The organism is Actinosynnema pretiosum, from assembly GCF_002354875.1.
Lineage (GTDB): Bacteria > Actinomycetota > Actinomycetes > Mycobacteriales > Pseudonocardiaceae > Actinosynnema > Actinosynnema auranticum.
This window is the reverse complement of the sequence record NZ_CP023445.1, coordinates 3717008-3741166: the sequence shown is the minus strand read 5'-3', so window position 1 is coordinate 3741166 and position 24159 is coordinate 3717008. Positions and strand designations below refer to the sequence as shown.

Here is a 24159-nt window from a genome sequence, read left to right as displayed (position 1 = left end):
TCCCCGCGCTGCGGAGCAGCGCGAACCACCGATCAGCACACCGCGACCTGGCACTACAACCCCGCAGGTCGCGCTTCCGCGGGGTCTGGCGGTCCCTCCCGTGGCCGCTCCGCCACCCCGCCCTTGATCAACGAGCCGGGTTTGATCAACTCCCACCGCGGCTACCCGCCCCACGAGCGCGCGCTCGACCGGTCCGGTTCACCACCGGCCACCGGGAGCACGTCCCCGGCCGCGACTTCCCCCTCGACGGCCGGGGACGTCCCCACTCCGCTTCCGGGCTTCGAGGGGTTCCGGGGTTCAGCGCGCGGCCGTCAGCGCCTCCTCCAGGTTCTCGTGCAGCGGGATCAGCTTGTCCACGGCGGTCGCCTCCAGCGAGCGCCGCACGCTGCGGCTGGGCACCGCCCGCACCAGTCCCCGGCCGACGCGGTCGCGCAGGTAGGCGAGCGCGGCGATGCCGGAGGAGGCGAAGAAGGTCACCTCGGACAGGTCGACGACCAGGGCCTGCGCCCCGCCGTCGACCAGGTCGGTGGCGATCACGCGCAGGTCGTCGCTGTTGGCCATGTCGATCTCGCCGGAGGCGCGCACGACGGCCACGCCGTCGACGACCTCCCCGGTGATGGCGTGGGTCTCGGGAGATGTCACGGCACAATGATGCCCCGATTCGGGCCGCGCGACACGACAGATGTTCACGTCCGCTTCGGGTGGGCCGCGCCGCACCGGCGCCGCCCACCCGATCGCGCGGGAAACCGCAGGTCAGCCCGTCAGGGCCGGGGTCCTGGGCAGGCTCTCCGGAACGGCGGCCAGCGCGGCCCGCCAGCGCGCGGCCATCTTGTCGTAGCCCGCGGTGGACGGGTGCACGCCGTCGGCGAGGTCGCCGGGGACGAACCCGTCGTGCATGTCGACCAGCCGCACCCGCCGCCGGTCCGCCACCACGCCCGGCAGCGCGGCGTTGAACGCCAGCACCCGCGCCTCCAGCACCGGGTCCTCGATCGGGGTGATCCGGGCGACGAACACCCACGCCGAGGGCGCGGCGAGCTGGACGCGGTCGAGCAGCGCGCGCATCCTGGCCGGGGCGTTCGCGACGTCGTAGTCCTGCCCGATGTCGTTGGTGCCGATGTGCAGCAGCACCACCCTGGGCCTGGTGGCGCGCAGCCAGCCGTCGACCCTGGCGTGGATCTCGTCGATGCGCCAGCCGGGGTGGCCCTCGTGGTCGTGGTCGCCGAGCTCCGGCGGCCCGTTGAAGCCCGAGCCGACGAAGTCCACCGAGTAGCCCTCGTCGACGAGCCTGCGCCACAGGCCGACCCGGTAGCCGCCGGGCACGTTCCAGCCGTCGGTGATGGAGTCGCCGAGCGGCATGACCCGGGTGCCGCCGTTCGACTCGGCCGCGGCGACGCCGGGGGCGACCAGCAGGGACCCGAGCAGGGCCGTGACCAGGACGAGCAGCGCGGATGACAGGGCATTCCGGGGTGAGCACCCCATGGTCGGAACCGCCTTTCCCCAAGCACACCGGGGAAGAACGGCTCGAGGCGGCGGTTCGGCGAACTGCCCCACCCGGATCGTGCGCGCCGAGAACGCTGGGCCGCCACTGTAAGGACGGTCCACCGGGGATGTCCACGGATTCGCCGCGGGGTGTGCGCGCGGCCCACCCCAAGGGAGCAGAGCCCCCGGCTCAGCGGCTGGGCACGTCGTGCCCGGCGTCCTCCTCCCGCGCGCCGACCGCGCCCGTGCCCGCCGCGCCCGCGGGCTCGGCGCGGTCCTGCTGCGGCACCGCCGAGGCGCCCCCGCGCTCCAGCGCCGCGCCCTCCACGTCCAGCACCGGCAGCCGGCGCAGCGACCGGGGCAGCCACCACGCGGCCGAGCCCATGATCGCCAGCGCGGCCGGGATCGCCACCATGCGCACCACCACCGCGTCCACCAGGATGCCGATGGCCAGCGCGAACGCGATGGGCTTGATCGTCGCCTCGCCCTCGGGCACGAAGCCCGCGAACACCGCGAACATGATCGCGGCGGCGGCCACCACGACCGGCGCGGCCTGCCGGAACCCGGTGACGACCGCCTCGCGCGGCGGCGCGCCGTGCGCGTGCGCCTCGTGCATCCGGGACACCAGGAACACCTGGTAGTCCATGGCCAGGCCGAACAGGATGCCGGTGACCATCATCGGGGCCAGGCTCATCAGCGGCCCGGTGGTCTCGGCGCGCACCACGTCCTTGAGCCAGCCCCACTGGAACACGGCGGTGGTCGCGCCGAGCGAGGCGCCGACGGTCAGCAGGAACCCGAGCACGCCCGCCACCGGCACCAGCAGCGAGCGGAACACCAGGACCAGCAGCACGAGCGCCAGGCCGACGACGAGCACCAGGTAGGTGGGCAGCGACTCGTCCAGGCGGTGCGAGACGTCGACGCCGACGGCGGTGGTGCCGGTGACGTAGACCTGGGCGCCGTCGACGCCGGACACGGCCGAGCGCAGCTCGTCGACCAGGGCGATGGTCTCGGCGCTGTCCGGCGCGGACCTGGGGACGACGTTGACCAGGGCGGCGGTGCCGTCCGAGTTGACCTGGGCCTGGCCGACGACGGCGACGTCGCCGAGCTCCTTGGCGCGGCTGGACACCTCCAGGGCGTGCTTGGCGACCTCGTCGCCCTCCACGAGCACCAGCAGCGGGCCGGTGAAGCCGGGGCCGAAGTGCTCGGAGACGATCTCGACGGCCCTGGCCTGGGTGCTGCCCTCGGCGGGGCGCTGGGCGAGGCTGGTCTGCATGGAGAACGCCGGGACGGCCACGACGGCGAGCGCGGCGACCGCGACGACCAGCACCGGCCAGCGGTTCCTCGTGGTGGCGGCGGCCCAGCGGCGGTAGACGCCCCGGTCGACCGGGCGGGCGCCCGAGCGCAGGCGGCGCGGCAGGGCGCGGCGGCCGATGAAGCCGAGCGCGGCGGGCACCAGGGTGACCGCGATGAGCACCGCGACCACCACGGTGGCGGCGGCGGCCACGCCCATCTCGGTGAGGAACGGGATGCCCGCGACGGCCAGGCCGGTCAGGGCGATGACGACGGTGATGCCCGCCGTGACCACGGCGGACCCGGCGGTGCCGACGGCCATCGCGATGGCGGAGGGCACGTCGCGGCCGTCGAGCAGCTCGTGGCGGAAGCGGGTGACGATGAACAGCGCGTAGTCGATGCCGACCGCCAGGCCCAGCATGACGGCCAGGACCGGGGTGGTCGACTGGAGCTCGGCGAACCCGGTGAGCAGGGTGATGCCGAGCGCGCCGATGCCGACGCCGACGACGGCGGTGAGCATGTTCATGCCGGCCGTGACCAGGGAGCCGTAGGTCAGGGCCAGCACGAGCAGGGCGACCACGACGCCGACGACCTCGGCCGGTCCGCCGATCCCGACGACCTCCCTGGTGGCCTCGCCGGTGACCTCGACCGCGAGCCCGTCCTGCCGGGCCCCGTCGAGGGCGTCGAGCAGGGCCGCGCGCTGCTCGTCGGTGATGTCGGGGGCCTGGGCCTCGTAGGTGACGGTGCTGTAGGCGACGGCCTGGTCGGCGGAGACGACGGGGGCGGCCGGGTTGAGCGGGTTGGTCGCCGAGACGACGCCGGGGAGCTTGTTGAGCGCGCCGACGAGCGTGGTGACCCGGCCCGCGATCACCTGGTCGGTGATCCGGGCGCCCTCGGGCGCGCGCACCACGACCTGCGCGGACGCCCCGGAGGGCCCGCTGCCGAACTCGGCCCGCATCCGCTCCAGGGCGGTCGTGGACTCCTGTCCGGGGATGGAGAACGTGGTGACGGTCTTGCCCGCGAACACCGCGGACCCGACCCCGAGCCCGATCAGCAGCACGAGCCAGGCGAACACCACCGCCCCCCGGTTCCGGTACGAGGCCGAGCCGAGCCGGTGCAGGAAGGTCGCCATGCCACTGGTCCTTTCACCACCTGATGTCCCGGATCAGAATTCCCCGTCGGAGGGGATCGGTGAACGGACACTTTCCGGTGATTGGTCCGGTGTGGACGGTGGTGGTCACCTGGGTGGGTGGCGACGAAAGTGGTGGTGGGAGGGCGGGACGGGGAGGGAAAGCGCGTCCCGGCGCCCCTCAGCCGATCGCCAGCAGCACCAGCAGCACCGCGTTCAGCGCGATCACCGCCACCGCCGCGCCCCACGCGGCCACCACCGTGCCGCGCCCGTTCACGTGCTCCCCCATCACCGCCCGCGACGAGGTCAGCCGCACCAGCGGCGCCAGCGCGAACGGGATGCCGAACGAGAGGACCACCTGCGACCACACCAGCGCCCGCGTCGGGTCCACGCCCACCGCGAGCACCAGCAGCGCGGGCGCCAGCGTCACCAGGCGCCTGGTCAGCGGGGAGACGCGCACGTCGAGCAGGCCCTCCAGCACCACCGCCCCCGAGTACGACCCGACCGCCGTCGACGCCAGCCCCGACGCCAGCAGGCCCACCGCGAACAGCAGCGCCACCCCGCCGCCGAGGGCGTCGCCGATGGCCGCGTGCACCTGGTCGAGGCCGTCCAGGCCGGGCACGTCGCGCAGCGCGGTGGCCGCGAGCAGGAGCAGGGCCAGGTTCACCGCGCCCGCCACGACCATCGCCAGCACCACGTCCACCCGCGTGGCCGCCAGCAGGCGGCGCAGGGCGTCGCCGGTGGTGCGGCCGTGCCGGTCGCGGGCCAGCGCCGAGTGCACGTACACCGCGTGCGGCATGACCGTGGCGCCGAGCACCCCGGCCGCCAGCACCACGCTGTCCACCCCGTCGAAGCGCGGCACGAGCCCGCCCAGCGCCTCGGCGGGCGGCGGGGAGAGCAGGAGGCCCGCGGCGAAGCCGATGGCGATGACCAGCAGCATCCCGGTGATCACCCGCTCGAACGCGCGCTGCCCGCCGCGGTCGCGCAGGACCAGCAGGACCGTCGACACCACGCCGGTGATCACCCCGCCGAGCAGCAGCGGGAGGTCGAACAGCAGGTTCAGCGCGATCGCGCCGCCGACCACCTCGGCCAGGTCGGTGGCCGCGGCCACGCCCTCGGCCTGCGCCCAGTAGGCCAGCCGCGCGGGCCTGGACAGGCCGTCGCGCACCGCCTCGGGCAGCGAGCGGCCGGTGACCAGGCCGAGCTTGGCGGAGAGGGTCTGGACCAACCCGGCCATGACGTTCGCCGCCACCAGCACCCAGACCAGCAGGAACCCGTACCGGGCCCCGGCGGCGGTGTTCGTGGCGACGTTGCCGGGGTCGACGTAGGCGATGGCCGCGACGAACGCGGGCCCGAGCAGGGCCGTTCCCGAGCGGAGCCGGGTCGCGCGGGTGGCACGGGTGACGCGGGTGGTCGCCACGGCGCCCCTCCCTCCAGTTGCACTTGAGTGGCTGTTGCACATTATTGGCAGCAACGCGGGCGGACCACTCCCCCGGTCCGCCCCGAGGGACGCGGCGGGGCCGCCGCCCGAAGGCGACGGCCCCGCCCGGCTCAGGCCACCGGACCGGCCCGGAGCAGCTCAGTCCCAGTCGAGCGTGCCGCCGGAGGCGTACTCGGTGACCCTGGTCTCGAAGAAGTTCTTCTCCTTCTTCAGGTCGACCGCCTCCGACATCCACGGGAACGGGTTCTCGGTCGCCGCGAACACCGGCTCCAGCCCCAGCTGCGCGCACCTGCGGTTGGTGATGAACCGCATGTACCGCTCGCACAGCTCGGCGTTGAGCCCGAGCAGCCCGTTCGGCATGGTGTCGCGGCCGTAGGCGATCTCCAGCTCGCACGCCTCGGCGAGCATCGCGCGCACCTCGGCCTGGAACGCCTCGCCCCACAGGTGCGGGTTCTCGATCTTGATCTGGTTGATCGCGTCGATGCCGAAGTTCAGGTGGATCGACTCGTCGCGCAGGATGTACTGGTACTGCTCGGCGATGCCCACCATCTTGTTGCGCCGCCCCAGGGACAGGATCTGCGCGAACCCGGTGTAGAACCACATGCCCTCGAACACCACGTAGAACGCCACCAGGTCGCGCAGGAACGCCTGGTCCGCCTCGGGCGTTCCGGTGCGGAACTCCGGGTCCTCCAACGACTTCGTGTACTTCAGCGCCCACGCGGCCTTGTCGGTGATCGACGGCACCTCGCGGTACATGTTGAACAGCTCGCCCTCGTCGAGGCCGAGCGAGGAGCAGATGTACTCGAAGGTGTGGGTGTGCACCGCCTCCTCGAACGCCTGGCGCAGCAGGTACTGGCGGCACTCGGGGTTGGTGATGTTGCGGTACACCGCGAGCACGACGTTGTTGGCCACCAACGACTCCGAGGTCGCGAAGAAGCCGAGGTTGCGCTTGATCGCGTGCCGCTCGTCGGCGGTCAGGCCGTTCGGGGAGCGCCACAGGGCGATGTCGGCCTGCATGGACACCTCGGTGGGCATCCAGTGGTTCGCGCAGCCCGCGAGGTACTTCTCCCACGCCCAGTGGTACTTCAGCGGCAGGAGCTGGTTCACGTCGGCGCGGGCGTTGATCATCGCCTTGTCGTCGACGTGCACGCGGCCCGCGCCGCGCTCGATCTCGCCCAGGCCCGTGGTGTCGGCGGCGTCGGGGGTGGTGGTCACTGGCAGGCCTCGCAGTCGGGGTCGGTGATGGAGCAGGCCGCGCCCCCGGCGGGCAGCACCGGCTCGGGAACGGGGGCGGGAACCGGCGCGGGCGGCAGCGCGACGCCGGTGAGCTTGCCGTCGGTGCCGCTCAGCGTGGACTTCTCCACGCTGGTTGCCGCCGTGGCGCGCAGGTAGTAGGTGGTCTTGAGCCCCTTGCGCCAGGCCGACCGGTACAGCTCGTCCAGCGCCCGACCGCTGGGCGAGGCCAGGTACAGGTTCAGCGACTGCGCCTGGTCGATCCACTTCTGCCTGCGCGACGCGGCCTCGATCAGCCAGTTCGAGGAGACCTCGAACGCGGTGGCGTACAACGCCTTCAGGTCGGCGGGCACCCGGTCGACCGCGGCGAGCGAGCCGTCGAAGTACTTCAGGTCCGACACCATCGCCGCGTCCCACAGCCCACGCGCCTTCAGGTCCGCGACGAGGTACCGGTTGAGCACGGTGAAGTCCCCGGACATGTTCGCCTTGACGAACAGGTTGCGGTACAGCGGTTCGACGGACTGGCCGACGCCGCAGATGTTGGAGATCGTCGCGGTGGGCGCGATCGCCATGACGTTGGAGTTGCGCATCCCCGCGCGCGCCTTGGCCCGCAGCCCGGACCAGTCCAGCGTGGTGGAGGTGTCCATGTCGAGGTCGCCGCCACGCGCGTCGGCCAGCAGCGCGATGGAGTCGATCGGCAGCACGCCCCGGCTCCACAGCGAGCCCTCGAACGACTCGTACGAGCCGCGCTCGGCGGCCAGGTCGGCGGACGCGTCCAGCGCGTGGAAGCTGATCAGCTCCATGCTCAGGTCCGCGAACTGCACCGCTTCGCTTGAGGCGTAAGGGATCCGCTGGGCGAACAGCGCGTCCGCGAACCCCATCAGCCCGAGGCCCACGGGCCGGTGCCGCAGGTTGGAGCGGCGCGCCTCGGGGATGGTGTAGAAGTTGATGTCGATGACGTTGTCGAGCATCCGCACGGCGGTGCGGGTGGTGCGCGCCAACCGGTCCCGGTCCAGACCCGAGGACGTCACGTGGTTCGCCAGGTTGATCGACCCGAGGTTGCAAACGGCGACCTCGTCCGCGCTGGTGTTCAGGGTGATCTCGGTGCACAGGTTGGACGAGTGCACCACACCCGCGTGCTGCTGCGGGGAGCGCAGGTTGCACGGGTCCTTGAAGGTGATCCACGGGTGCCCGGTCTCGAACAGCACCGTCAGCATCCGCCGCCACAGGTCGACCGCGCGCACCCTGCGGTGCACCCGGATCTCACCGCGGTCGGCGGCCTCCTCGTAGGCGCGGTACCGCTCGGCGAACGCGGTCCCGCACAGCTCGTGCAGGTCCGGGGTCTCGTCCGGGGAGAACAGCGTCCACTCCGCGTCCGCCTCGACCCGGCGCAGGAACTCGTCCGGCACCCAGTTCGCGGTGTTCATGTCGTGGGTGCGCCGCCGGTCGTCACCGGTGTTCTTGCGCAGCTCCAGGAACTCCTCGACGTCGACGTGCCACGTCTCCAGGTACGCGCACGCCGCGCCCTTGCGCTTGCCGCCCTGGTTGACCGCGACCGCCGTGTCGTTGGCGATCTTCAGGAACGGCACGACGCCCTGCGACCGCCCGTTGGTGCCCTTGATGTGCGCGCCCATGCCGCGCACCGGCGTCCAGTCGTTGCCCAGGCCGCCGGAGTACTTGGCCAGCAGGGCGTTGTTGCGGTAGCCCCGGAAGATCGCGTCCAGGTCGTCGTCCACGGTGGTGAGGAAGCAGGACGACAGCTGCGGGCGGGTGGTGCCGGAGTTGAACAGGGTCGGGGTGGAGCACATGAAGTCGAACGAGGACAGCAGTTCGTAGAACTCGATCGCGCGCGCCTCGCGGTCGTCCTCGCGCAGCGCCAGGCCCATCGCGACGCGCATGAAGAACGCCTGCGGCAGCTCGTAGCGCACACCGTCGTCGTGCAGGAAGTAGCGGTCGTACAGGGTCTGCATCCCGAGGAAGTCGAACGCCAGGTCCCGCTCGGGCCGGATCGCCCGCGCCAGGCGGGGCAGGTCGAACGCGCGCAGCTCGGGGTCGAGCCGGTCCACGGACACACCCAGCTCCACGTACGCCGGGAAGTAGTCCAGGTAGGACATCTGCTCGCCGGTGGCCTCCACGGGCTGCCCCGCGACGTGGCTGAGCGCCTCGCGGCGGAGCTTGTCCAGCAGCAGCCGGGCCGAGGCGAACGAGTAGTCCGGCTCGGTCTCCACGAGGGTGCGGGCGGCCATGATCTGCGCGGTGGCCAGCTCGTCGGCGGTGATGCCGTCGTAGAGGTTGCGGCGGGTCTCGGCCAGGACGGTCTCGGCGCTGACGTCGGTCAGCCCGGCGCACGCCTCGGCCACGACGGCGGCGACGCGGTCCCAGTCCAGCGGCTTGACCTGCCCGTCCGGGTGGGTGACCCGGATGGTCGGGGCGGGCGCGCTCGCGGTGGCGGCGCGGACCTCGGCGCGCTCCTCCCGGTAGAGCACGTACGCGCGGGCGACGGCGTGGTGGCCGCCGCGCATGAGCACCAGCTCGACCTGGTCCTGGATCTGCTCGACGTGCAGGGCCACGTCCGGCCGCACGTGCTTGAGCAGCGCGGCCTCGACCTGCCCGGTCAGCTCCTCCACCAGCGGGTGCAGCCGGGACGACGCGACCGCGCCGTCGCCCTCCACCGCCAGGAAGGCCTTGGTCATCGCCACCGAGACCTTGGTGGCGTCGAACGCCGACACCGCCCCGTCGCGGCGGACCACCCGAACCGGGGCCTTGGCGACAGCGGCGGGTGTGGTTGTGGTTGGCACAGCCCTCTCTCTCCTCGCGAGCCGGACACCGCCGGGGTGCTCGCGAGGAGGGCGCGCCGCAGCCGGGACGCGGGGGAACGCGCACGCCGGCTGTCCGCGAAGGCCCTCCCACGAGGCCCCGGACGAGCGCGCGCCGAAGGCGTCGGCGCGCGCGTCGACGGCAGGTCTTCGGACTCGCGGACACCCGGCGTTCCCACCGGACCTACTGGCCGTCGCTTCCCAGGCCCGGAACGGGCCCAGTGCTGTGTGACGGCGGTCGTTTCCACTCACCGCTGCGGGGCAGTCCCGGATTCCCACCGGGTTCCCTCTTGCCTCGCCGCCCCCTCGGGAGGGAGCGGCGAACCGCTGACGGGCGAGACACTACATGTTGTGGAGGGGCGTGGACGACACCCCCACATCGGCGCGTCGGGGCGGGGTGGGGTATCACGCGAACCGGCGGCGGAGCACGCTCGCGCGGTCACCCCCGAACGGCGGGGCAGGCCGGGTCGAGTCCTCAGTGGACGATCCACGCCCAGCCTGCCGTTCGGCGGCACCGCGCCCCGCCCGCCGCCTGCTACGTTCCCGGTGGACCCGCGCGGGGTCCGGGGAAGCCGGTGCGATTCCGGCGCGGTACCGCCACCGTGAGCGGGGACGTCCGACGTCCCGCGAGCCGGACCGCCGCCCTCGCGCGCCTTTCGAGCACCCGGCGGAGCACCGGGGGAAGGGGAGCGCTGGAGCGTGCGCGCACGACGGACGAGGCCCCGTGGCTGACCACCTGCTGCTCGTCGGGCTGGCCGCCGACGCGCACGCCCGCGAGGCCGACCTGACCGCCCTGGCCGACGCGGTCGGCGCCCGCGTGGCGTACCTCCAGCTCGGCGAGCCCGCGCTGGACGACGCGCTGGACGCGCTGGCGCGGGACGCGCCCGGTTCGGCGGTCGACCTGGTGGCCGCCCCGTCGGCCGGGACGCCCGCGCCCGCCCGGTCGTGGCTGCGGCGGGTCGCGGGCGACTGGGTGCGGCGCAACCCGGAGGCGCTGCGCGTGCGGGTCGTGGACCGGGCGGTGACCGGCGGTGAGGCCGGTCTGACCTCACCGGCGTGGGCGGAGGTGCCCGGTCACGCCAGGCACGTGCTGGTGTGCCGGGGCCCGCGCTGCACCGCGCGGGGCGCGGCGGGCACGGCGGCGGCGCTGGCGGCCCGGTTGCGCGAGCGCGGGCTGGGGGACGACGCGGTGCTGGTGGCGCAGACCGGCTGCCTGTACCCGTGCAACCACGCGCCCGTGGTGGTCGTCCACCCGGACGACGCCTGGTGGGGCCCGGTCACCGCCGAGGACGCGGCGGCGCTGGTCGACTCGTGGGCCGACACCCCGGCGGGGCGCGGTGAGCGGGTGGTGCGCAGGCCACCGGGCGGCGCGGCGGGCTGAGCGCGCCCGCCGGGGAGGGGCCGCCCCACGCGGACGGCCCCACCCCTCCTACCGGATGTCCCACTCCTGGTTGACCGCCCCGCTGCACCACCACGCCCCCACCCGGTTCGTCGGCGTCCCGGTCGGGTGCTCGTGGTCCAGGCACAGGCCGCTGGCCGCGTTCACCAGCAGCTCCGGCCGGTCGTACGCCGGGCTGCCGATGACCCACTTCTGGTTCGACCCGCCGTTGCACCCCCACGCCCCCACGACGTTGGTCGGCGCGCCCCCGGGGGTCTCCTGGTCCAGGCAGTCGCCGGTGGCCGTGTTCACCACCGCCACCCGGTCCAGCCCCAGCCAGTGCAGCGCCCACCGCTGGTTCGCGCCGCCGTTGCACTCCCACGCGCCGACCCGGTTCGTGGGCGAGCCTCCGGGGTGCTCCTGGTCCAGGCAGGTGCGGAGGTTCCTGGTGAGCTCCACGTCCCGCCTCGTCCCGGTGAACCCGGCCGACACGTACGGGTAGCGCTGACCCTCCGCGACCCGGATCGGCACGGTCGACGGCGGCACGCCGAGGACGTCCGAGTTGCGCATGTCCTTGTCCGCGCGGTACTTCGTGGGCCAGCCGGGGCCGTCGACCTCCACCCGGTACACCCCGGCGGGCAGGTCGCGGAGCGCGTACTGGCCGGGGGCGGCGACCTGCCTGCTGATCCAGCCCTCGTAGTCGCTGAAGCCGGCGATCTTCCAGGTGGCGGCGACCATGCCCTCGCCCGAGTCGAAGGCCCCGCTGCCGCTGGTGTCCCACCAGCCGTACCCGCTGATCTCCCCGCCGCGCTGGGCGAACCCGACGTCCACCGGGTCCGCGCCGACCTGGACGACGACCTCGCGCGCGCCGATCACCTCGTAGCCCTCGGACTCGGCGGTGAGCCGGTACTCCCCCACCGGCAGGTGCGGGACGCGGAACTCGCCGTTGACGTCGGTGGTGGTCCGGAACGCCATGGCGCCCAGCGCGTGCACCACCGCACCGGCCCGGCCGGGCTCCTCGGGGTCGCGCGCGCCGTCGCCGTCGCGGTCGAACCACACCCGGCCCACCACCGTCCCCGCCACCTCGGCGGACGCGGTGCCGGTGACCGGGCCCGCCGCGGCGCACAGCGCCGCCAGCAGCGCCCCGGCGCGTCTCAGGCGCCGCGGCGCGCGGCGGCGCGAGATGACCGGCCGCCGCACCGCGCCCCCGTGCCGCGGCTCGTCCGGCGCGGTGCTCGCCCCCGGTCCACGGCCCACCCCCGTTCGCACCAGCGCGCCGCCGCCCCCCGTCGCGGCAAGCGCCGGTTCCGCTCCGCCACCGCGCCCCGCGCTGCCCGTCCAGCCCATCGCCACCACGTCTCCGCTCTCGGTCGTGTTCGGAGAGTAACCACGTGGGGCGGGGCACCGAGATCCCCGGATCGGGCGAACGCCGACCACGCAGCGGAACGGCGTTCTGTTGTCGTCCGCAGCACGGCGGTAACCTCCCCCCGTGGTGGACTTCCAGCGCGCCCGCAGGCCCGAGCAGGTGCAGGCGCGCAGGGCCGCCATCCTGGACGCCGCCGAGGCCGCGCTGGAGCAGCGCCCGCTGGACGCGATCACGCTGCGCGAGCTGAGCTGCCGGGTGGGGCTGGCGAAGTCGAACGTGCTGCGCTACTTCGGCACCCGCGAGGCCGTCTACCTGGAGGTGCTGCGGCGGCGCTGGTCGTCCTGGTTGGACGGCCTGGAACCGGTGCTGCGCTCGTGCGCGCCGGAGCCGGTGCCGTACGGGCGGGCGGTCGCGGTCGCGACGGCGGTCGCCGGGGCGCTGGTGGCCGACCCGCCGCTGTGCGAGCTGTTCGGCTCGATGGCCAGCGTGCTGGAGCGCAACGTGGACGTGGACGCGGCGCGCGGGTTCGCGGCGGCGGCCGGGCGGCGCCGCGACCGGCTGGCGGGGCTGGTCGCGGAGCGCCTGCCGCACCTGGGCGCGGCGGGGACTCGGCACTTCGCGGAGTCGGTCGTGGTGGTGACCGCCGGGCTGTGGGGGCGGGCCAGGCCGACCGAGGAGGTGGCGCGGGCGAGCGCCGACCTGGGGCTGCCCGCCGCCGACGAGGCGTTCCGGGCGGCGCTGACCGAGAGCCTGGTCAACCAGCTGATCGGCCTGGCCGCCCGCGCCAGTTGAGCCCGCCGGGTCCTGGGACCGGCGCGCCCCCTCCACTGTGCTGACAGCCCCGTGGGGCTCCCGTACGCTCCGCTGATAGCAGGACCGTTGGTTCGTTAACCAGGAGCCGTCATGTCAGCACCCCCCAAACCCCCCGCGCCCCGCCGCGGCGCCCGGCGGCGGATCACCCTCGCCGCGGTGCTGATCGCGATCACCACGCTGCTGTTCGCCGTCCCGTGGTTCGGGCTGCTCGCGCCGAGCGCGCAGTGGCCGTGGCCGGTGACCGCCGTCGGCACGCTGGTGATCGGCGGCGCGTACGTGGCGTTCCCGCTGCTCATGGCCCGCTCGCTGGGCGCGAGGCGCACCGACCGCGGCACCCGCCTGGCGCACCTGCTGCTGGGCCTGGTGTGGATCGCGTTCGCCTGGACCCTGGTGACCGACCTGCTGCGCCTGGTCCTGGCCGTGGCCGGGGTGGAGAACCCGCTGCGCGCCAGGGTGGTCGCGGTGCTGCTGCTGGTCCTGATCGTGGTGGTCGCGGTGTGGGGCAACCGCCAGGCGATGCGCGTGCCGCCGGTGCGCCGCGCCGACGTCGTGCTCCCCCGGCTGGACCGGGCGTTCGACGGCCTGACCATCGCCGTCATCGCCGACACCCACTACGGCGCGATCGACCGCTCCGCGTGGTCCAGGGGCCTGGTCGAGCGGGTCAACGGCCTGGGCGCGGACGTGGTCGTGCACGCGGGCGACATCGCCGACGGCACCGTCGGGCAGCGCCGGAACCAGTCCACCCCGCTGGGCGATGTCCAGGCCCCGCACCGGTTCTGCGTCTCCGGCAACCACGAGTACCTGTCCAACGCGCAGGCCTGGCTGGAGCACCTGGCCGAGCTGGGCTGGACGAGCCTGCACAACCAGCACCGCGTGCTGGAGCGCGACGGCGCCCGCCTGGTGTTCGCGGGCGTGGACGACATCACCGCCGCGCACTCCGGCGAGCCCGGCCACCGCCAGGACCTGGCCGCCGCGCTGGACGGGGCGCCCGAGGGCGCCCCGGTGGTGCTGCTGTCGCACCAGCCGAGCGAGATCACCAAGGCCGTCGCGGCGGGCGTGGACCTCCAGCTGTCCGGGCACACCCACGGCGGGCAGATCTGGCCGTTCCACCTCCTGGTGCGCCTCCAGCAGCCGGTGCTGTCCGGGCTGAGCCGCCACGGCGAGCGCACCCTGCTGTGGACCAGCCGGGGCACCGGGTTCTGGGGGCCGCCGTTCCGCGTGTTCGCGCCGAACGAGGTCTCCCTGCTGACGTTGCGGGCAGGGTGAAGACCGGCGACAAGGTCGCCGCGGGGGTGCTGCTGGCCGGGGTGGCGTGCGTGGCCACCGGCTGGCTCCCCGGCGACCAGGCGTTGGCGAGCCTGTCCCGCGTCGCGCCGCTGCTGCTGTTCCTGACCGGCGTCGTGGTGATCGCCGAGCTGGCGCGCGAGGCGCTGGTGTTCGACGTGGCCGCCACCGGCATGGCGATCGCGGCGCGCGGCAGGCCGTGGGCGCTGTTCGCGCTGTGCGTGCTGTTCGCGGCGACGCTGACCGCGCTGCTGAACCTGGACACCACCGCCGTGCTGCTGACCCCGGTGCTGCTGGCGCTGGCGGTGCGCACCGGCGTGCCCGGCCTGCCGCTGGCGATGGTGGCGGTGTGGCTGGCGAACACCGCGAGCCTGCTGCTGCCGGTGTCGAACCTGACGAACCTGCTGGCGGCGGACCGGGTCGGGCTGACCGCGACCGGTTTCGCGGCCCGCATGTGGGCGCCGCAGCTGGCGTCGGTGCTGGTGACGGCCGGGGTGCTGTGGGTGCTGCACTGGCGGAAGGTCGAGCCGTACCGGGTGCCGGAGCCGGTGCGACCGCGCGACCGCAGGCTGTTCGGGGTGTCGCTGGCGGCGTGCCTGCTGTTCGCGGCGTCGATCCCGGTGGTGCACGACGGGATCGCGTTCGTGGCGGCCGGGATCGCGCTGGCGCTGGTGGCGGCGTTCGCGGCGCTGGACCGGTCGGCGCTGCGGCCCTCGCTGGTGCCGTGGCGGCTGCTGGTGCTGGTGTCGGGGCTGTTCCTGCTGGTGCCCGCGCTGGTGCTGCACGGGGTGGGCGACGCGGTGAGCGCGCTGGTCGGCACCGGTCTGGCGCGCACGGCGGCGGTGTCGGCGGGGCTGGCGAACGCGCTGAACAACCTGCCCGCCTACACGGCGGTGGAGGCGGCGCTGCCGGGCGCGGACGCGGACCACCTGCTGGCGGTGCTGATCGGGGTGAACGCCGGGTCGGTGGCGCTGCCGTGGGCGTCGCTGGCGACGCTGATCTGCCTGGAGGCGTGCGCGCGGGCCGGGGTGCGGGTGCCGATGGCGCGGTTCGTGGCGTCGGGGGTGCTGGTGGCGGTGCTGACCGTGGCGGCGGCGACGGGGGCGCTGTGGTTGACGGGGTGAGGGGCGAGCGCGGTGGTGACCGGGGTGCTCGTGCCGGTGGAGGACGGGCAGCCGTGGCCCGCGTGATCGCCCGCGGGTGGACACTGGCGGGGTGACCCGCTTCCTGTGCCTGCTGTTCCCGAACGTCACCCAGCTCGACCTGACCGGCCCCGCGCAGGTGTTCTCCCGCCTGCCGGGCGCGCGGGTCGAGCTGGCCTGGCACGACCTGGGGCCCGTGCCCACCGACGCGGGGTTCTCGATCGTGCCGACGACGACGCTGGCCGACGCCGGGCAGGCGGACGTGCTGTTCGTGCCCGGCGGGCAGGGCGCGTTCGAGCTGTTCGAGGACGAGGTGGCGCTGGGGTTCCTGCGCCGCCAGGCGGCGGGCGCGGTTCGTGACGAGCGTGTGCACCGGCTCGTTCGTCCTCGCGGCGGCCGGGCTGCTGACCGGGAGGCGCGCGACGAGCCACTGGGGTTCGCTGCCGCTGCTGGCGGGGTTGGGTGCGGTGCCGGTGGCGGAGCGGGTGGTGCGGGACGGGAACGTGGTGACCGGGGCGGGGGTGTCGAGCGGGGTGGACTTCGCGCTGTCGCTGGCCGCCGAGCTGTTCGGCGACGCGGAGGCCAAGCGGGTGCAGCTGATGATCGAGTACGACCCGAGGCCCCCGTTCGACGCGGGCGGCCCGACCCGCCCGGACGTGGACCCCGACGAGGTCGCGGCGATCACGGCCCGGTTGGCCGCGGCGCGCGGGCCGCTGGTGGCGCGGGCGGCGGAGCGGTTGCGCGGCCGGGTTGACAGGTCGAGCTAACAAACTTAGCTTGGTAGCTACTATTGTTAGCTTGGAGGTCGCGGGTGCGCGGTGTCGAGCGGGAGGTGGCCCGTGGCTAGGGCGGCGCTGTCGGCGGAGGCGGTGGTGGACATCGCGCTGCGCCTGGTCGACGAGGAGGGCGAGGGCGCGCTGACGCTGGCGGCGGTGGCGTCGCGGGCGGGGGTGGCGACGCCGTCGCTGTACAAGCACGTGCGCAGCCTCGCGGAGCTGCGGGCGCTGATGTCGGCGCGGATCGCGGCCGAGCTGTCCGACCGGATCGGCGACGCCGCGCTGGGCCGCTCGGCCGACGAGGCGGTGCGCGCCCTGATGCTCGCGTGGCGCGACTACGCGAAGGAGCGCCCGCACCGCTACTCCGCGATGCTCCAGAGCTCGCAGCCGCTGGTGGAGCAGGCGGCGAGGCGGCTGGTGGAGATCCTGCTGGGGGCGATGCGGGCGTACGGGATGGACGAGGCGCGGGCGGTGCACGCGGTGCGCTGCCTGCGCGCGGCGGTGCACGGGTGGGCGGTGCTGGAGGCGCAGAACGCGTTCCAGTGGCCGGAGGAGCTGGACGAGAGCTACGAGCTGCTGGTGCGGATGGTGACGGGCGGGCTGCGGGAGGGGTGAGCGCCCCGCCGCGCCGAGGTCGAGCCGGGAGCTGAACCGGGTGTCGGCGAGCACCTGCCGGACCGCGGCGTGGCCGGTGGCGAGCCTGCCGACGTGGCCGTCGGGGGAACACCGGCGGGCGCATCGGGCTGCGGGCGCGCGCACCGCAGCCCGATGCGCCCGCGAGCACCGGCACGTCCCCAGCGCACCGCACGGCCGGGGCGCGCGACGCGGGCGCGCGCCCCGGAGTCACACCGCGCCCACGACCCTGGTCGCCGCGGTCACGTCCGCCCCCAGCCCGCCGAGCGCCGTCGCGAGGTGGTCGACGGCGGCGTCCAGCGCGGCGTCGTCCATCGGGGCGAGCGCGTCCAGGACGAACAGCGCCGCCGTGGTGCCCCCGGTCAGCGCGGTGCGCCGCCCCTGCCGCCAGTTCCACCGCCTGCACGTCACCCCGGCGTCGTCGCGCCACACCACCTCGCCCGGCTCCGGGTGCTCGACGACCTCCACCCCGCCCGCGACCGTGTCGAACTCCTCCGCGCCGGTCGCCCGGACGAGGCGGGCGGAACCGGCGTACCGGGTCAGGTCCTCGCCGCCGAGCGGGACCCGGTGCAGCACCGAGATCGCGTTGTAGACGTCGGTGAGCGCGTTGACCCTGGGCAGCCCGGCGTCACCGGCGCGCCGCAGCAGCGCTTCGAGGCTGTTGCGGGTGCGCTGCGGCTTCGCGCCGAACCCGCGGTACGCCTCCCGCCACGCCGCGACGTGCGGCTCCTCCTCCACGGGCCCGGCGGCGAGCAGCTCGCGGGCGCTCGCCTCGGCCTCGGCCACCAGGGCGTCCCCGAGGGCGGTGCTCGCGGCGGGGTCGATCCCGTCGACGACGAGCAGCGCGGCCCGGTAGTCCGGGCGCAGCGCGAGCACCTCGGGGTCGATCCGGGCACCGGCGAGGAAGCGCTTGAGGTCGGGGGCGTCGGTCATTCGTGGTCTCCGTTCGACGGGCCGGTCGCGCGGGTTCGCGCGGACGTGCGCAAGGTAGTGCACCGCCCCGCGCCACCCGCGCGACCGCCGCCGAACGGCCTGCCTCAGTGCCCCGCGCCGAGCGCGCCGCTGAGCCTGCCGTGCAGGTCGGCGCTGCGCGGGTTGAGCCCGGTGATCTCGACGGTCTTGCCGCGCTGCGCGTACTTGGTCTCGATCGCGTCCAGCGCCGCCACCGACGAGGCGTCCCACACGTGCGCCGCGCTCAGGTCGATGATCACCCGGTCGGGGTCGTTCGGGTAGTCGAACTGCCCGACCAGGTCGTTGGAGGAGGCGAAGAACAGCTCCCCGGTGACCCGGTAGACCACCGCCGCCCCGTCCGGGTCGGGCACCGCCTCGACCTCGGCGAGGTGCGCCACCCGCCGGGCGAAGACCACCATCGCGGTGACCGAGCCGACCACGACGCCGATCGCGAGGTTGTCCGTGGCCACCACGCAGGCGACCGTGACCACCATGACGGCGGTCTCCCCCAGCGGCATCCGGCGCAGCGTCGCGGGCGCGACGGAGTGCCGGTCGAAGGTCGCGAAGGAGACCATCACCATCACCGCGACCAGCGCCGCCATCGGGATGTCCGACACGACCGGGCCGAACACCACGCACAGCACCATCAGGAACGCGCCCGCCAGGAACGTGGACAGCCGGGTGCGGGCCCCGGAGACCTTCACGTTGATCATCGTCTGGCCGATCATCGCGCAGCCGCCCATGCCGCCGAACAGGCCGGTGACGATGTTGGCGATGCCCTGGCCGATGGACTCGCGGGTCTTGTTCGAGCGGGTGTCGGTGATCTCGTCCACCAGCTTGGCGGTCATCAGCGACTCCATCAGCCCGACCAGCGCCATGGCCAGCGCGTACGGGGCGATGGTGGTGAGGGCGCCCCAGGTGAGCGGGACGTCCGGCAGGCCGGGCACCGGCAGCGACGAGGGCAGCGCGCCCTTGTCGCCCACGGTCGGCACCGCGATCCCGGCCCCGACCGTGATCAGGGTCAGCGCCACGATCGACACCAGCGGCGCGGGCACGGCGGTGGTCAGCCTCGGCAGCAGCACCAGCAGCGCCAGCCCGCCCAGCAGCAGCGGGTAGACCGCCCACGGCACGTCGACCAGCTCCGGCAGCTGGGCCAGGAAGATCAGGATCGCCAGCGAGTTGACGAACCCGACCATCACCGAGCGGGGGATGAAGCGCATCAGCCCGGCGACGCCGACCGCGCCGAGCAGCACCTGGAAGATCCCGGCGAGGACGACGGCGGCGACCAGGTGGCCGAGGCCGTGCTCGTGGTTGAGCGGGGCGGCGACCAGCGCGATGGCGCCGGTGGCGGCGGAGATCATGGCCCGCCTGCCGCCGACCACCGAGATCACCACGGCCATCGTGAACGAGGCGTGGAGGCCGACGGCGGGGTCGACCCCGGCGATGATCGAGAACGAGATCGCCTCGGGGATCAGCGCGAGTGCGACGACGAGGCCGGCGAGGACCTCGGTGCGCCACACCTTGGGGTCGCGCAGCCAGTCGGGGGCCAGTGCGCGCAGGCGCGCGGGGGCGAAGGACACGGGAGGGTCACCTGTCGTGCTCGGGCACGCCACCGGAAGGGTCGGGGGCGCGCGGGGATGAGGCGGGGGCGCCGGAAGGGCGCCCCGAGGCGACGGCCGCGCGCGGCGCGGGACGGGCGGCGCGGGACCGGGCGGAGGTGGGAACGGGCGCGGCGCGCCGCGCTCCCGGACGCCGGGCGTTACGGCGGGCAGACCTCGGCGGTGGGCGTCATCCGCTCGCGCACGCTCGTCTCCTGCGGGGTTCGGCTCTCCGGCGGAGACCCCAGTCTGCCCCGGCACGACGGCGTGGCGGCCGACAGCCGACCTCGCCGCCCTGATCCTACGTCCTGCGGCGAGACCGCCGGACCGCGCTCCACTCCCCCGTCCAGCCGCGCGCCCGCACCCCCGTATGCCTGATCAACACCGTTTCCGCAAGTACCCGTGCACTGATCCGCATGTCACACCGGGACAACTGTCCCACTGGGACATTCCAGCAGTACGCTTGTCCCGTGAGCGTTCGACCAGAGCCGGTCGTGGACGGCCGGAGGCAGCGGAAGACCCTGCGCACGCGGGAGGCACTCGCCTCGGCGGCGGTGGAGCTCGTGGTGGCGCGCGGACTCCGCGCGGTCACCGTCGAGGAGATCGCCGACCGGGCCGACGTCACCCGGCGCACCTTCAGCCGCTACTTCGCGGGCAAGGAGACCGCCGTCCTGGACGGCGTGCGGGCCGACGGCGACCGGATCAACGCCGCCCTGCGGGCCCGCCCCGAGGGCGAGGACCCGGTGACGGCCTACCGCGCCGCCGTCCGGGACTGGCTCGACGACGAGGACGAACCCGCCTGGCACCGCCGCCCCGGCGTCCGCGACCTGTTGCGGCTGACCGAGCGGGAGCCCACGCTGTTCGGCGCGCACCACCACCTCCGGGCTCTCGCCGAGGCCGAGTCGGTGCGGGTGCTCGCGGAGCGGATGGGCGTGCCCGAGGACGACCTGCGGCCCGCCGTGGTGGTCGGCGCGGGCGCGGGCGCGCTGGTGGCGGCGACCCGCCTGTGGCTCTTCGGCGACGAGGAGCTGCCCGTGCTGGTGGACCGCGCGTTCGACGCCCTGGTCGGGGCGCTCGCCATACCTACAACGCAGTGGAGTGCGCCATGAAGGCTGTGCAGTACCGCGAGATCGGCAAGGCCCCCGAGGTCGTCACCGTCCCCGACCCCGAGGCCGGTCCCGGCCAGGTCGTGCTGGAGGTGGCCGCCGCGGGCGTGTGCCACTCGGACATCGCCGTGATGGAGTGGCCCGCCGAGGTCTACAACTACGGCTTCCCCCTCACCCTGGGCCACGAGGGCGTCGGCAAGGTCGCCGCCCTCGGCCAGGGCGTCACGGGCCTCGAGGTCGGCGAGATGGTCGCCGTCTACGGCCCGCAGGGCTGCGGCTCGTGCGCCAAGTGCGCCGAGGGCAAGGAGAACTACTGCCTGCGCGCCGCCGAGCTGGGCATCAACCCGCCCGGACTGGGCGCGCCCGGCGCGATGGCCGAGTACATGCTGATCGACAACGCCCGCCACCTGGTGCCGCTGGGCGACCTCGACCCGATCTCGGCCGCCCCGCTCACCGACGCGGGTCTCACGCCGTACCACGCGATCAAGAAGTCGCTGCCCAAGCTGGTCCCCGGCAGCACCGCCGTGGTCATCGGCACCGGCGGCCTGGGCCACATGGCCATCCAGATCCTGCGCGCCACCACCGCGGCCCGCGTGATCGCGCTGGACGTGTCGAAGGAGAAGCTGGAGCTGGCGGCGGCGGTCGGCGCGCACGAGACCGTGCTGTCCGACGCGAACGCCACCAAGGCCGTGCGCGAGCTGACCGGCGGCCTGGGCGCCGAGGTCGTGCTCGACTTCGTGGGCGTGGGCCCGACGGTGGCCACGGCGGCGGGCGTCGTCGCGGTCGAGGGCGACCTGACCGTGGTCGGCATCGGCGGCGGCACCGTGCCGGTCGGCTTCGGCACCATCCCGTTCGACGTGTCGGTGTCCACCCCGTACTGGGGCAGCCGGGGCGAGCTGATCGAGGTGCTGGACCTGGCCCGGTCCGGCGCGCTGACCGTGCACACCGAGACCTTCGGCATCGACGAGGCGCCGCTGGCCTACGAGCGGCTGCACGCCGGTCAGGTGCGCGGGCGCGCGGTCGTGCTGCCGCGCGGCTGAGTCCTGCGACGGGCGCGCCGCCCCTCGGCGCGCCCGCTCGCGGCTCGTGGTGGACGTGGAGCGGTCCGGTGGTGGCGGCCACCGGGCCGCTTCGCCATGCCCACGACCGGGTGAACCCCTTTCGGGCGACGGCTGGCTCAGACCCCGTGCGGGCGGCTGCGGGCGGACGGGATGCCGCGCGGGGCGTCGGCGTGGACCACGTTCGCCAGCACGCGCGCCAGCGCCGCCGGGTCGCCCGAGTCCGCGACCGCCTGCCCGGCCGTGATGCCACCGGACCCGGCGGCCAGCGCGCGCCGCGCCTCGGCGACGGTCTCCGCGTCCACCCGGTGGTGGGTGACCGCGACCAGCACCGGGATGGCGCACCCGGCGATCACGTCGGCCTGCGCCGCGTGGTCGGCGACCGGGGGCAGCTCCACCAGGTCGGCGCCGAGGTCGACGGCGAGCCCGGCGGCGCGGGCCAGCAGCTCCGGCGAGCCCTGCTCGGGGCCGCGCGGGTGCACCGAGGCCAGCAGCGGCACGTTCCACCGGTCGCACTCCTCGGCGACGGTGGCCAGGTCCGCGATCTGCCGGTTCTCGCCGTCCGAGCCGAAGTCCACGCTCACGCACACCGCGTCCGCGCCCAGCCGCACCGCCTCCTCCACGTGCGCGACCAGGTGCGTGGAGTCGGGGGCGTGCTTGGTGCTGGCGCTGAGGTTCACCACCAGCGAGGCGGAGGTGAACGACTCGGGGTGCACGTGCCGCAGCAGCCCCTTGTGCAGCACCACCGCGTCCGCGCCGCCGTCGATCACCTCGGCGACGGTCCGCGCCAGGCTGCCGCAGCCCGCGGCGGGCTGCTCCAGGGGGACGAGCAGCAGGCGGGGGCCGCCGTGCTGGTGCATCCGCCTGATGCGGAGCTGCCGGGCGAACGTGCGGAAGGGCGTCACCGCGTGCCTCCAGTGGTGCCGGGGCCGATGCGTAAATCGGGCAGGACTCAACCACACGGCCGATCGGCCTGGTGACGATTCCACCGGTCCGGGTGACGCCGTTCGGGCCAACGGGTGAGGCCGGGGACTCCTCCGAGCGACCGGCACGCGGCGGGGCTCACCCCTCGGCGACGACCCGGTCCAGCCACTCGGCCAGCAGCGCCCGCTCCCCCGCGCTGAGCGCGGTCAGCTCCGGCGCGGCGGCCCGCAGCGCGATCGCCGCCCCGACCGGTCCCGCCGGGGCGTCGGCGGGCGCGGGCCCGGTGGCGACGGCGGCGATGACCGCCTCGCGCGCGGTGGTGGACAGCTCGGGGTCGCGCTCGTCCTCGGGCGTGGCGATCAGGGTGAACGTGAGCCCGCAGCCCGCCGAGTGCACCAGGTGCGCGGCCCGCTCCTCGGCGACCTTGAGCCGTCCCGCCTCGGCGATGCGGCGGACGGTGCCCGCGAGCACGTCGGCGGCCTGCCTGGCGGCGGGCGAGGAGACGCCGGTGCGGGCGTCGCCGTAGATCAGCGAGTAGAGGGCGGGGTTGGCGACGCCGAACCCGACGTGCAGGTCCCAGCCCCGGCGCAGGTCGTCGACGGGGTCGGCGGAGCGGGCGAGGGAGGTCTTGTCGGCCAGGTAGGAGGCGAAGCCGTGGCTGGCGACGGCGTCGAGCAGGCCGTCCTTGTCGCCGAAGATGCGGTAGATCGTGGGCGACTGGACCCCGGACGCCGCGCAGACCGCGCGCGTGGACACCGCCTCCCGGCCGCCTTGCAGGAGCAGGTCGTAGGCGGCGGCGACGATGCGGTCGCGGGTCAGGTCTCGCTTCACCCGGACACGATAACGGGCGGAACGACGTTTGGTAGCGCCGTTAACGTGGAGGCGTTGCCACTGAATAGCGCCGCTAGCTGGTAGCTGTTACCGTTGACAACAGGAGGTGCCGGGACCGGCGCCGCAGAGCGTGGGAGGAAGCACGTGGGCAGCACTGAGCGCGTCGCGATCGTCACCGGCGGGTCCAGGGGCATCGGCCGGGCCGTCGCCGAGCGGCTGGCGGCGGACGGGCAGGCCGTGGTGGTGAACTACGCGGGCAACGAGGAGGCGGCGCGCGAGGTCGTCGAGGCGATCACCGCGCGCGGCGGGCGGGCCGTGGCGGTGCGCGGCGACGTCGGCGACGAGGCGGACGTGAAGGCCCTGTTCGACGCGGCGGAGGAGCACTTCGGCGGCGTGGACGTGGTGGTGAACTCGGCCGGGATCATGGCGCTGAGCCCGGTGGCCGAGCTGGACCTGGCCGAGCTGGACCGCATCCACCGCACCAACGTGCGCGGCGCGTTCGCCGTCGCCCGCGAGTCCGCGAACCGGGTGCGGCGGGGCGGCGCGGTGGTGCTGTTCTCCACCACGGTGACCAAGACCAACCTGCCGACCTACGCGGCGTACGCGGCGAGCAAGGCGGCCGTGGAGACCCTGGTGCCGATCCTGGCCAAGGAGCTGGCGGGCAAGGACGTGACGGTGAACGCCGTCGCCCCCGGCCCGACCGCGACCGAGCTGTTCCTGAACGGCAAGAGCGACGAGCTGGTCGCGAAGCTGGCCGCGCAGAACCCGATGGGGCGGCTGGGCGCGCCGGAGGACATCGCCGAGGTGGTGTCGGCGCTGGCCGGTGGCGCGCGGTGGGTGAACGCGCAGACGGTGTTCGTCAACGGCGGTCTGGCCTGAGCGAGGCGCCGCGGCGGCGCCCCGACCACCGG

19 protein-coding genes, 1 pseudogene and 2 riboswitches are annotated in these 24159 nt (G+C 74.5%); of the genes and pseudogenes, 9 read left to right on the top strand and 11 right to left on the bottom strand.

Annotation, left to right across the window (positions count from 1 at the left end; genetic code table 11):
- Positions 1-297: 297 nt before the first annotated feature.
- The 6 genes from CNX65_RS16075 to CNX65_RS16050 form a co-directional block, all read right to left on the bottom strand.
- The gene (locus CNX65_RS16075) at positions 298-642 is read right to left on the bottom strand and encodes an STAS domain-containing protein (protein WP_015801964.1); all 345 of its coding nucleotides are present in this window, start codon (positions 640-642) and stop codon (positions 298-300) included.
- A 111-nt stretch (positions 643-753) separates the two neighbouring features.
- Complete coding sequence (locus CNX65_RS16070) at positions 754-1479, bottom strand: SGNH/GDSL hydrolase family protein (RefSeq protein ID WP_096493944.1); 726 nt, start codon at positions 1477-1479, stop codon at positions 754-756.
- Between the two features lie 190 nt (positions 1480-1669).
- A complete protein-coding gene (locus CNX65_RS16065; protein WP_096493942.1) occupies positions 1670-3901 on the bottom strand; it encodes an MMPL family transporter in 2232 nt (743 codons plus the stop codon).
- Positions 3902-4079: 178 nt separating this feature from the next.
- Complete coding sequence (locus CNX65_RS16060) at positions 4080-5318, bottom strand: Nramp family divalent metal transporter (protein WP_096493940.1); 1239 nt, start codon at positions 5316-5318, stop codon at positions 4080-4082.
- A gap of 159 nt (positions 5319-5477) precedes the next feature.
- Positions 5478-6554, bottom strand: a complete 1077-nt coding sequence (locus tag CNX65_RS16055) for a ribonucleotide-diphosphate reductase subunit beta (RefSeq protein ID WP_096493938.1) — start codon at positions 6552-6554, stop codon at positions 5478-5480.
- Positions 6551-9370, bottom strand: a complete 2820-nt coding sequence (locus CNX65_RS16050; protein WP_096493936.1) for a ribonucleoside-diphosphate reductase subunit alpha — start codon at positions 9368-9370, stop codon at positions 6551-6553. The genes CNX65_RS16055 and CNX65_RS16050 overlap by 4 nt, the downstream gene beginning before the upstream one ends.
- 142 nt (positions 9371-9512) lie before the next feature.
- Positions 9513-9732: riboswitch (cobalamin riboswitch) on the bottom strand.
- 222 nt (positions 9733-9954) lie between these two features.
- Positions 9955-10026: riboswitch (cobalamin riboswitch) on the top strand.
- Positions 10027-10112: 86 nt separating this feature from the next.
- Between CNX65_RS16050 and CNX65_RS16045 the strand changes: the two genes are divergently transcribed.
- Positions 10113-10769, top strand: coding sequence for a (2Fe-2S) ferredoxin domain-containing protein (locus CNX65_RS16045; protein ID WP_096493934.1), 657 nt, complete (start codon positions 10113-10115; stop codon positions 10767-10769).
- A 48-nt stretch (positions 10770-10817) separates the two neighbouring features.
- On the opposite strand, the gene CNX65_RS16040 is transcribed toward CNX65_RS16045, so the two are convergent.
- A complete protein-coding gene (locus CNX65_RS16040) occupies positions 10818-12023 on the bottom strand; it encodes a ricin-type beta-trefoil lectin domain protein (protein WP_177154594.1) in 1206 nt (401 codons plus the stop codon).
- Between the two features lie 232 nt (positions 12024-12255).
- Here CNX65_RS16040 and CNX65_RS16035 point away from each other — a divergent pair, with 232 nt between their 5' ends.
- The 5 genes and pseudogenes from CNX65_RS16035 (at position 12256) to CNX65_RS16015 (ending at position 16762) form a co-directional block, all read left to right on the top strand.
- Positions 12256-12924, top strand: a complete 669-nt coding sequence (locus CNX65_RS16035) for a TetR family transcriptional regulator (RefSeq protein WP_096493930.1) — start codon at positions 12256-12258, stop codon at positions 12922-12924.
- A 111-nt stretch (positions 12925-13035) separates the two neighbouring features.
- Positions 13036-14211, top strand: a complete 1176-nt coding sequence (locus tag CNX65_RS16030; protein WP_096493928.1) for a metallophosphoesterase — start codon at positions 13036-13038, stop codon at positions 14209-14211.
- On the top strand, positions 14208-15353 hold the full coding sequence (locus CNX65_RS16025) for an ArsB/NhaD family transporter (RefSeq protein WP_096493926.1): 1146 nt from the start codon (positions 14208-14210) through the stop codon (positions 15351-15353). Before CNX65_RS16030 ends, CNX65_RS16025 begins: the two co-directional genes overlap by 4 nt.
- A gap of 76 nt (positions 15354-15429) precedes the next feature.
- Positions 15430-16138 (top strand): annotated as a pseudogene (locus CNX65_RS38345) (DJ-1/PfpI family protein).
- Positions 16139-16210: 72 nt separating this feature from the next.
- Positions 16211-16762, top strand: a complete 552-nt coding sequence (locus tag CNX65_RS16015; RefSeq protein WP_096493924.1) for a TetR/AcrR family transcriptional regulator — start codon at positions 16211-16213, stop codon at positions 16760-16762.
- A gap of 228 nt (positions 16763-16990) precedes the next feature.
- Here the strand turns inward: CNX65_RS16015 and CNX65_RS16010 are convergent, their stop codons facing one another.
- Both CNX65_RS16010 and CNX65_RS16005 read right to left on the bottom strand, forming a co-directional pair.
- The gene (locus tag CNX65_RS16010; protein WP_198320480.1) at positions 16991-17713 is read right to left on the bottom strand and encodes a B3/B4 domain-containing protein; all 723 of its coding nucleotides are present in this window, start codon (positions 17711-17713) and stop codon (positions 16991-16993) included.
- 104 nt (positions 17714-17817) lie between these two features.
- Complete coding sequence (locus CNX65_RS16005; protein ID WP_096493922.1) at positions 17818-19311, bottom strand: SulP family inorganic anion transporter; 1494 nt, start codon at positions 19309-19311, stop codon at positions 17818-17820.
- 488 nt (positions 19312-19799) lie between these two features.
- Here CNX65_RS16005 and CNX65_RS16000 point away from each other — a divergent pair, with 488 nt between their 5' ends.
- Both CNX65_RS16000 and CNX65_RS15995 read left to right on the top strand, forming a co-directional pair.
- Complete coding sequence (locus CNX65_RS16000; RefSeq protein WP_232519860.1) at positions 19800-20438, top strand: TetR family transcriptional regulator; 639 nt, start codon at positions 19800-19802, stop codon at positions 20436-20438.
- On the top strand, positions 20435-21475 hold the full coding sequence (locus CNX65_RS15995) for an NAD(P)-dependent alcohol dehydrogenase (RefSeq protein WP_096493918.1): 1041 nt from the start codon (positions 20435-20437) through the stop codon (positions 21473-21475). The genes CNX65_RS16000 and CNX65_RS15995 overlap by 4 nt, the downstream gene beginning before the upstream one ends.
- 137 nt (positions 21476-21612) lie before the next feature.
- Here the strand turns inward: CNX65_RS15995 and CNX65_RS15990 are convergent, their stop codons facing one another.
- Positions 21613-22398 (bottom strand): beta/alpha barrel domain-containing protein, encoded by a 786-nt coding sequence (locus CNX65_RS15990; protein ID WP_232519859.1) that lies wholly within the window; start codon positions 22396-22398, stop codon positions 21613-21615.
- A 157-nt stretch (positions 22399-22555) separates the two neighbouring features.
- Positions 22556-23248, bottom strand: a complete 693-nt coding sequence (locus tag CNX65_RS15985; RefSeq protein WP_096493916.1) for a TetR/AcrR family transcriptional regulator — start codon at positions 23246-23248, stop codon at positions 22556-22558.
- Positions 23249-23392: 144 nt separating this feature from the next.
- Here CNX65_RS15985 and CNX65_RS15980 point away from each other — a divergent pair, with 144 nt between their 5' ends.
- Positions 23393-24127 (top strand): SDR family oxidoreductase, encoded by a 735-nt coding sequence (locus CNX65_RS15980; protein WP_096493914.1) that lies wholly within the window; start codon positions 23393-23395, stop codon positions 24125-24127.
- Positions 24128-24159 lie beyond the last annotated feature (32 nt).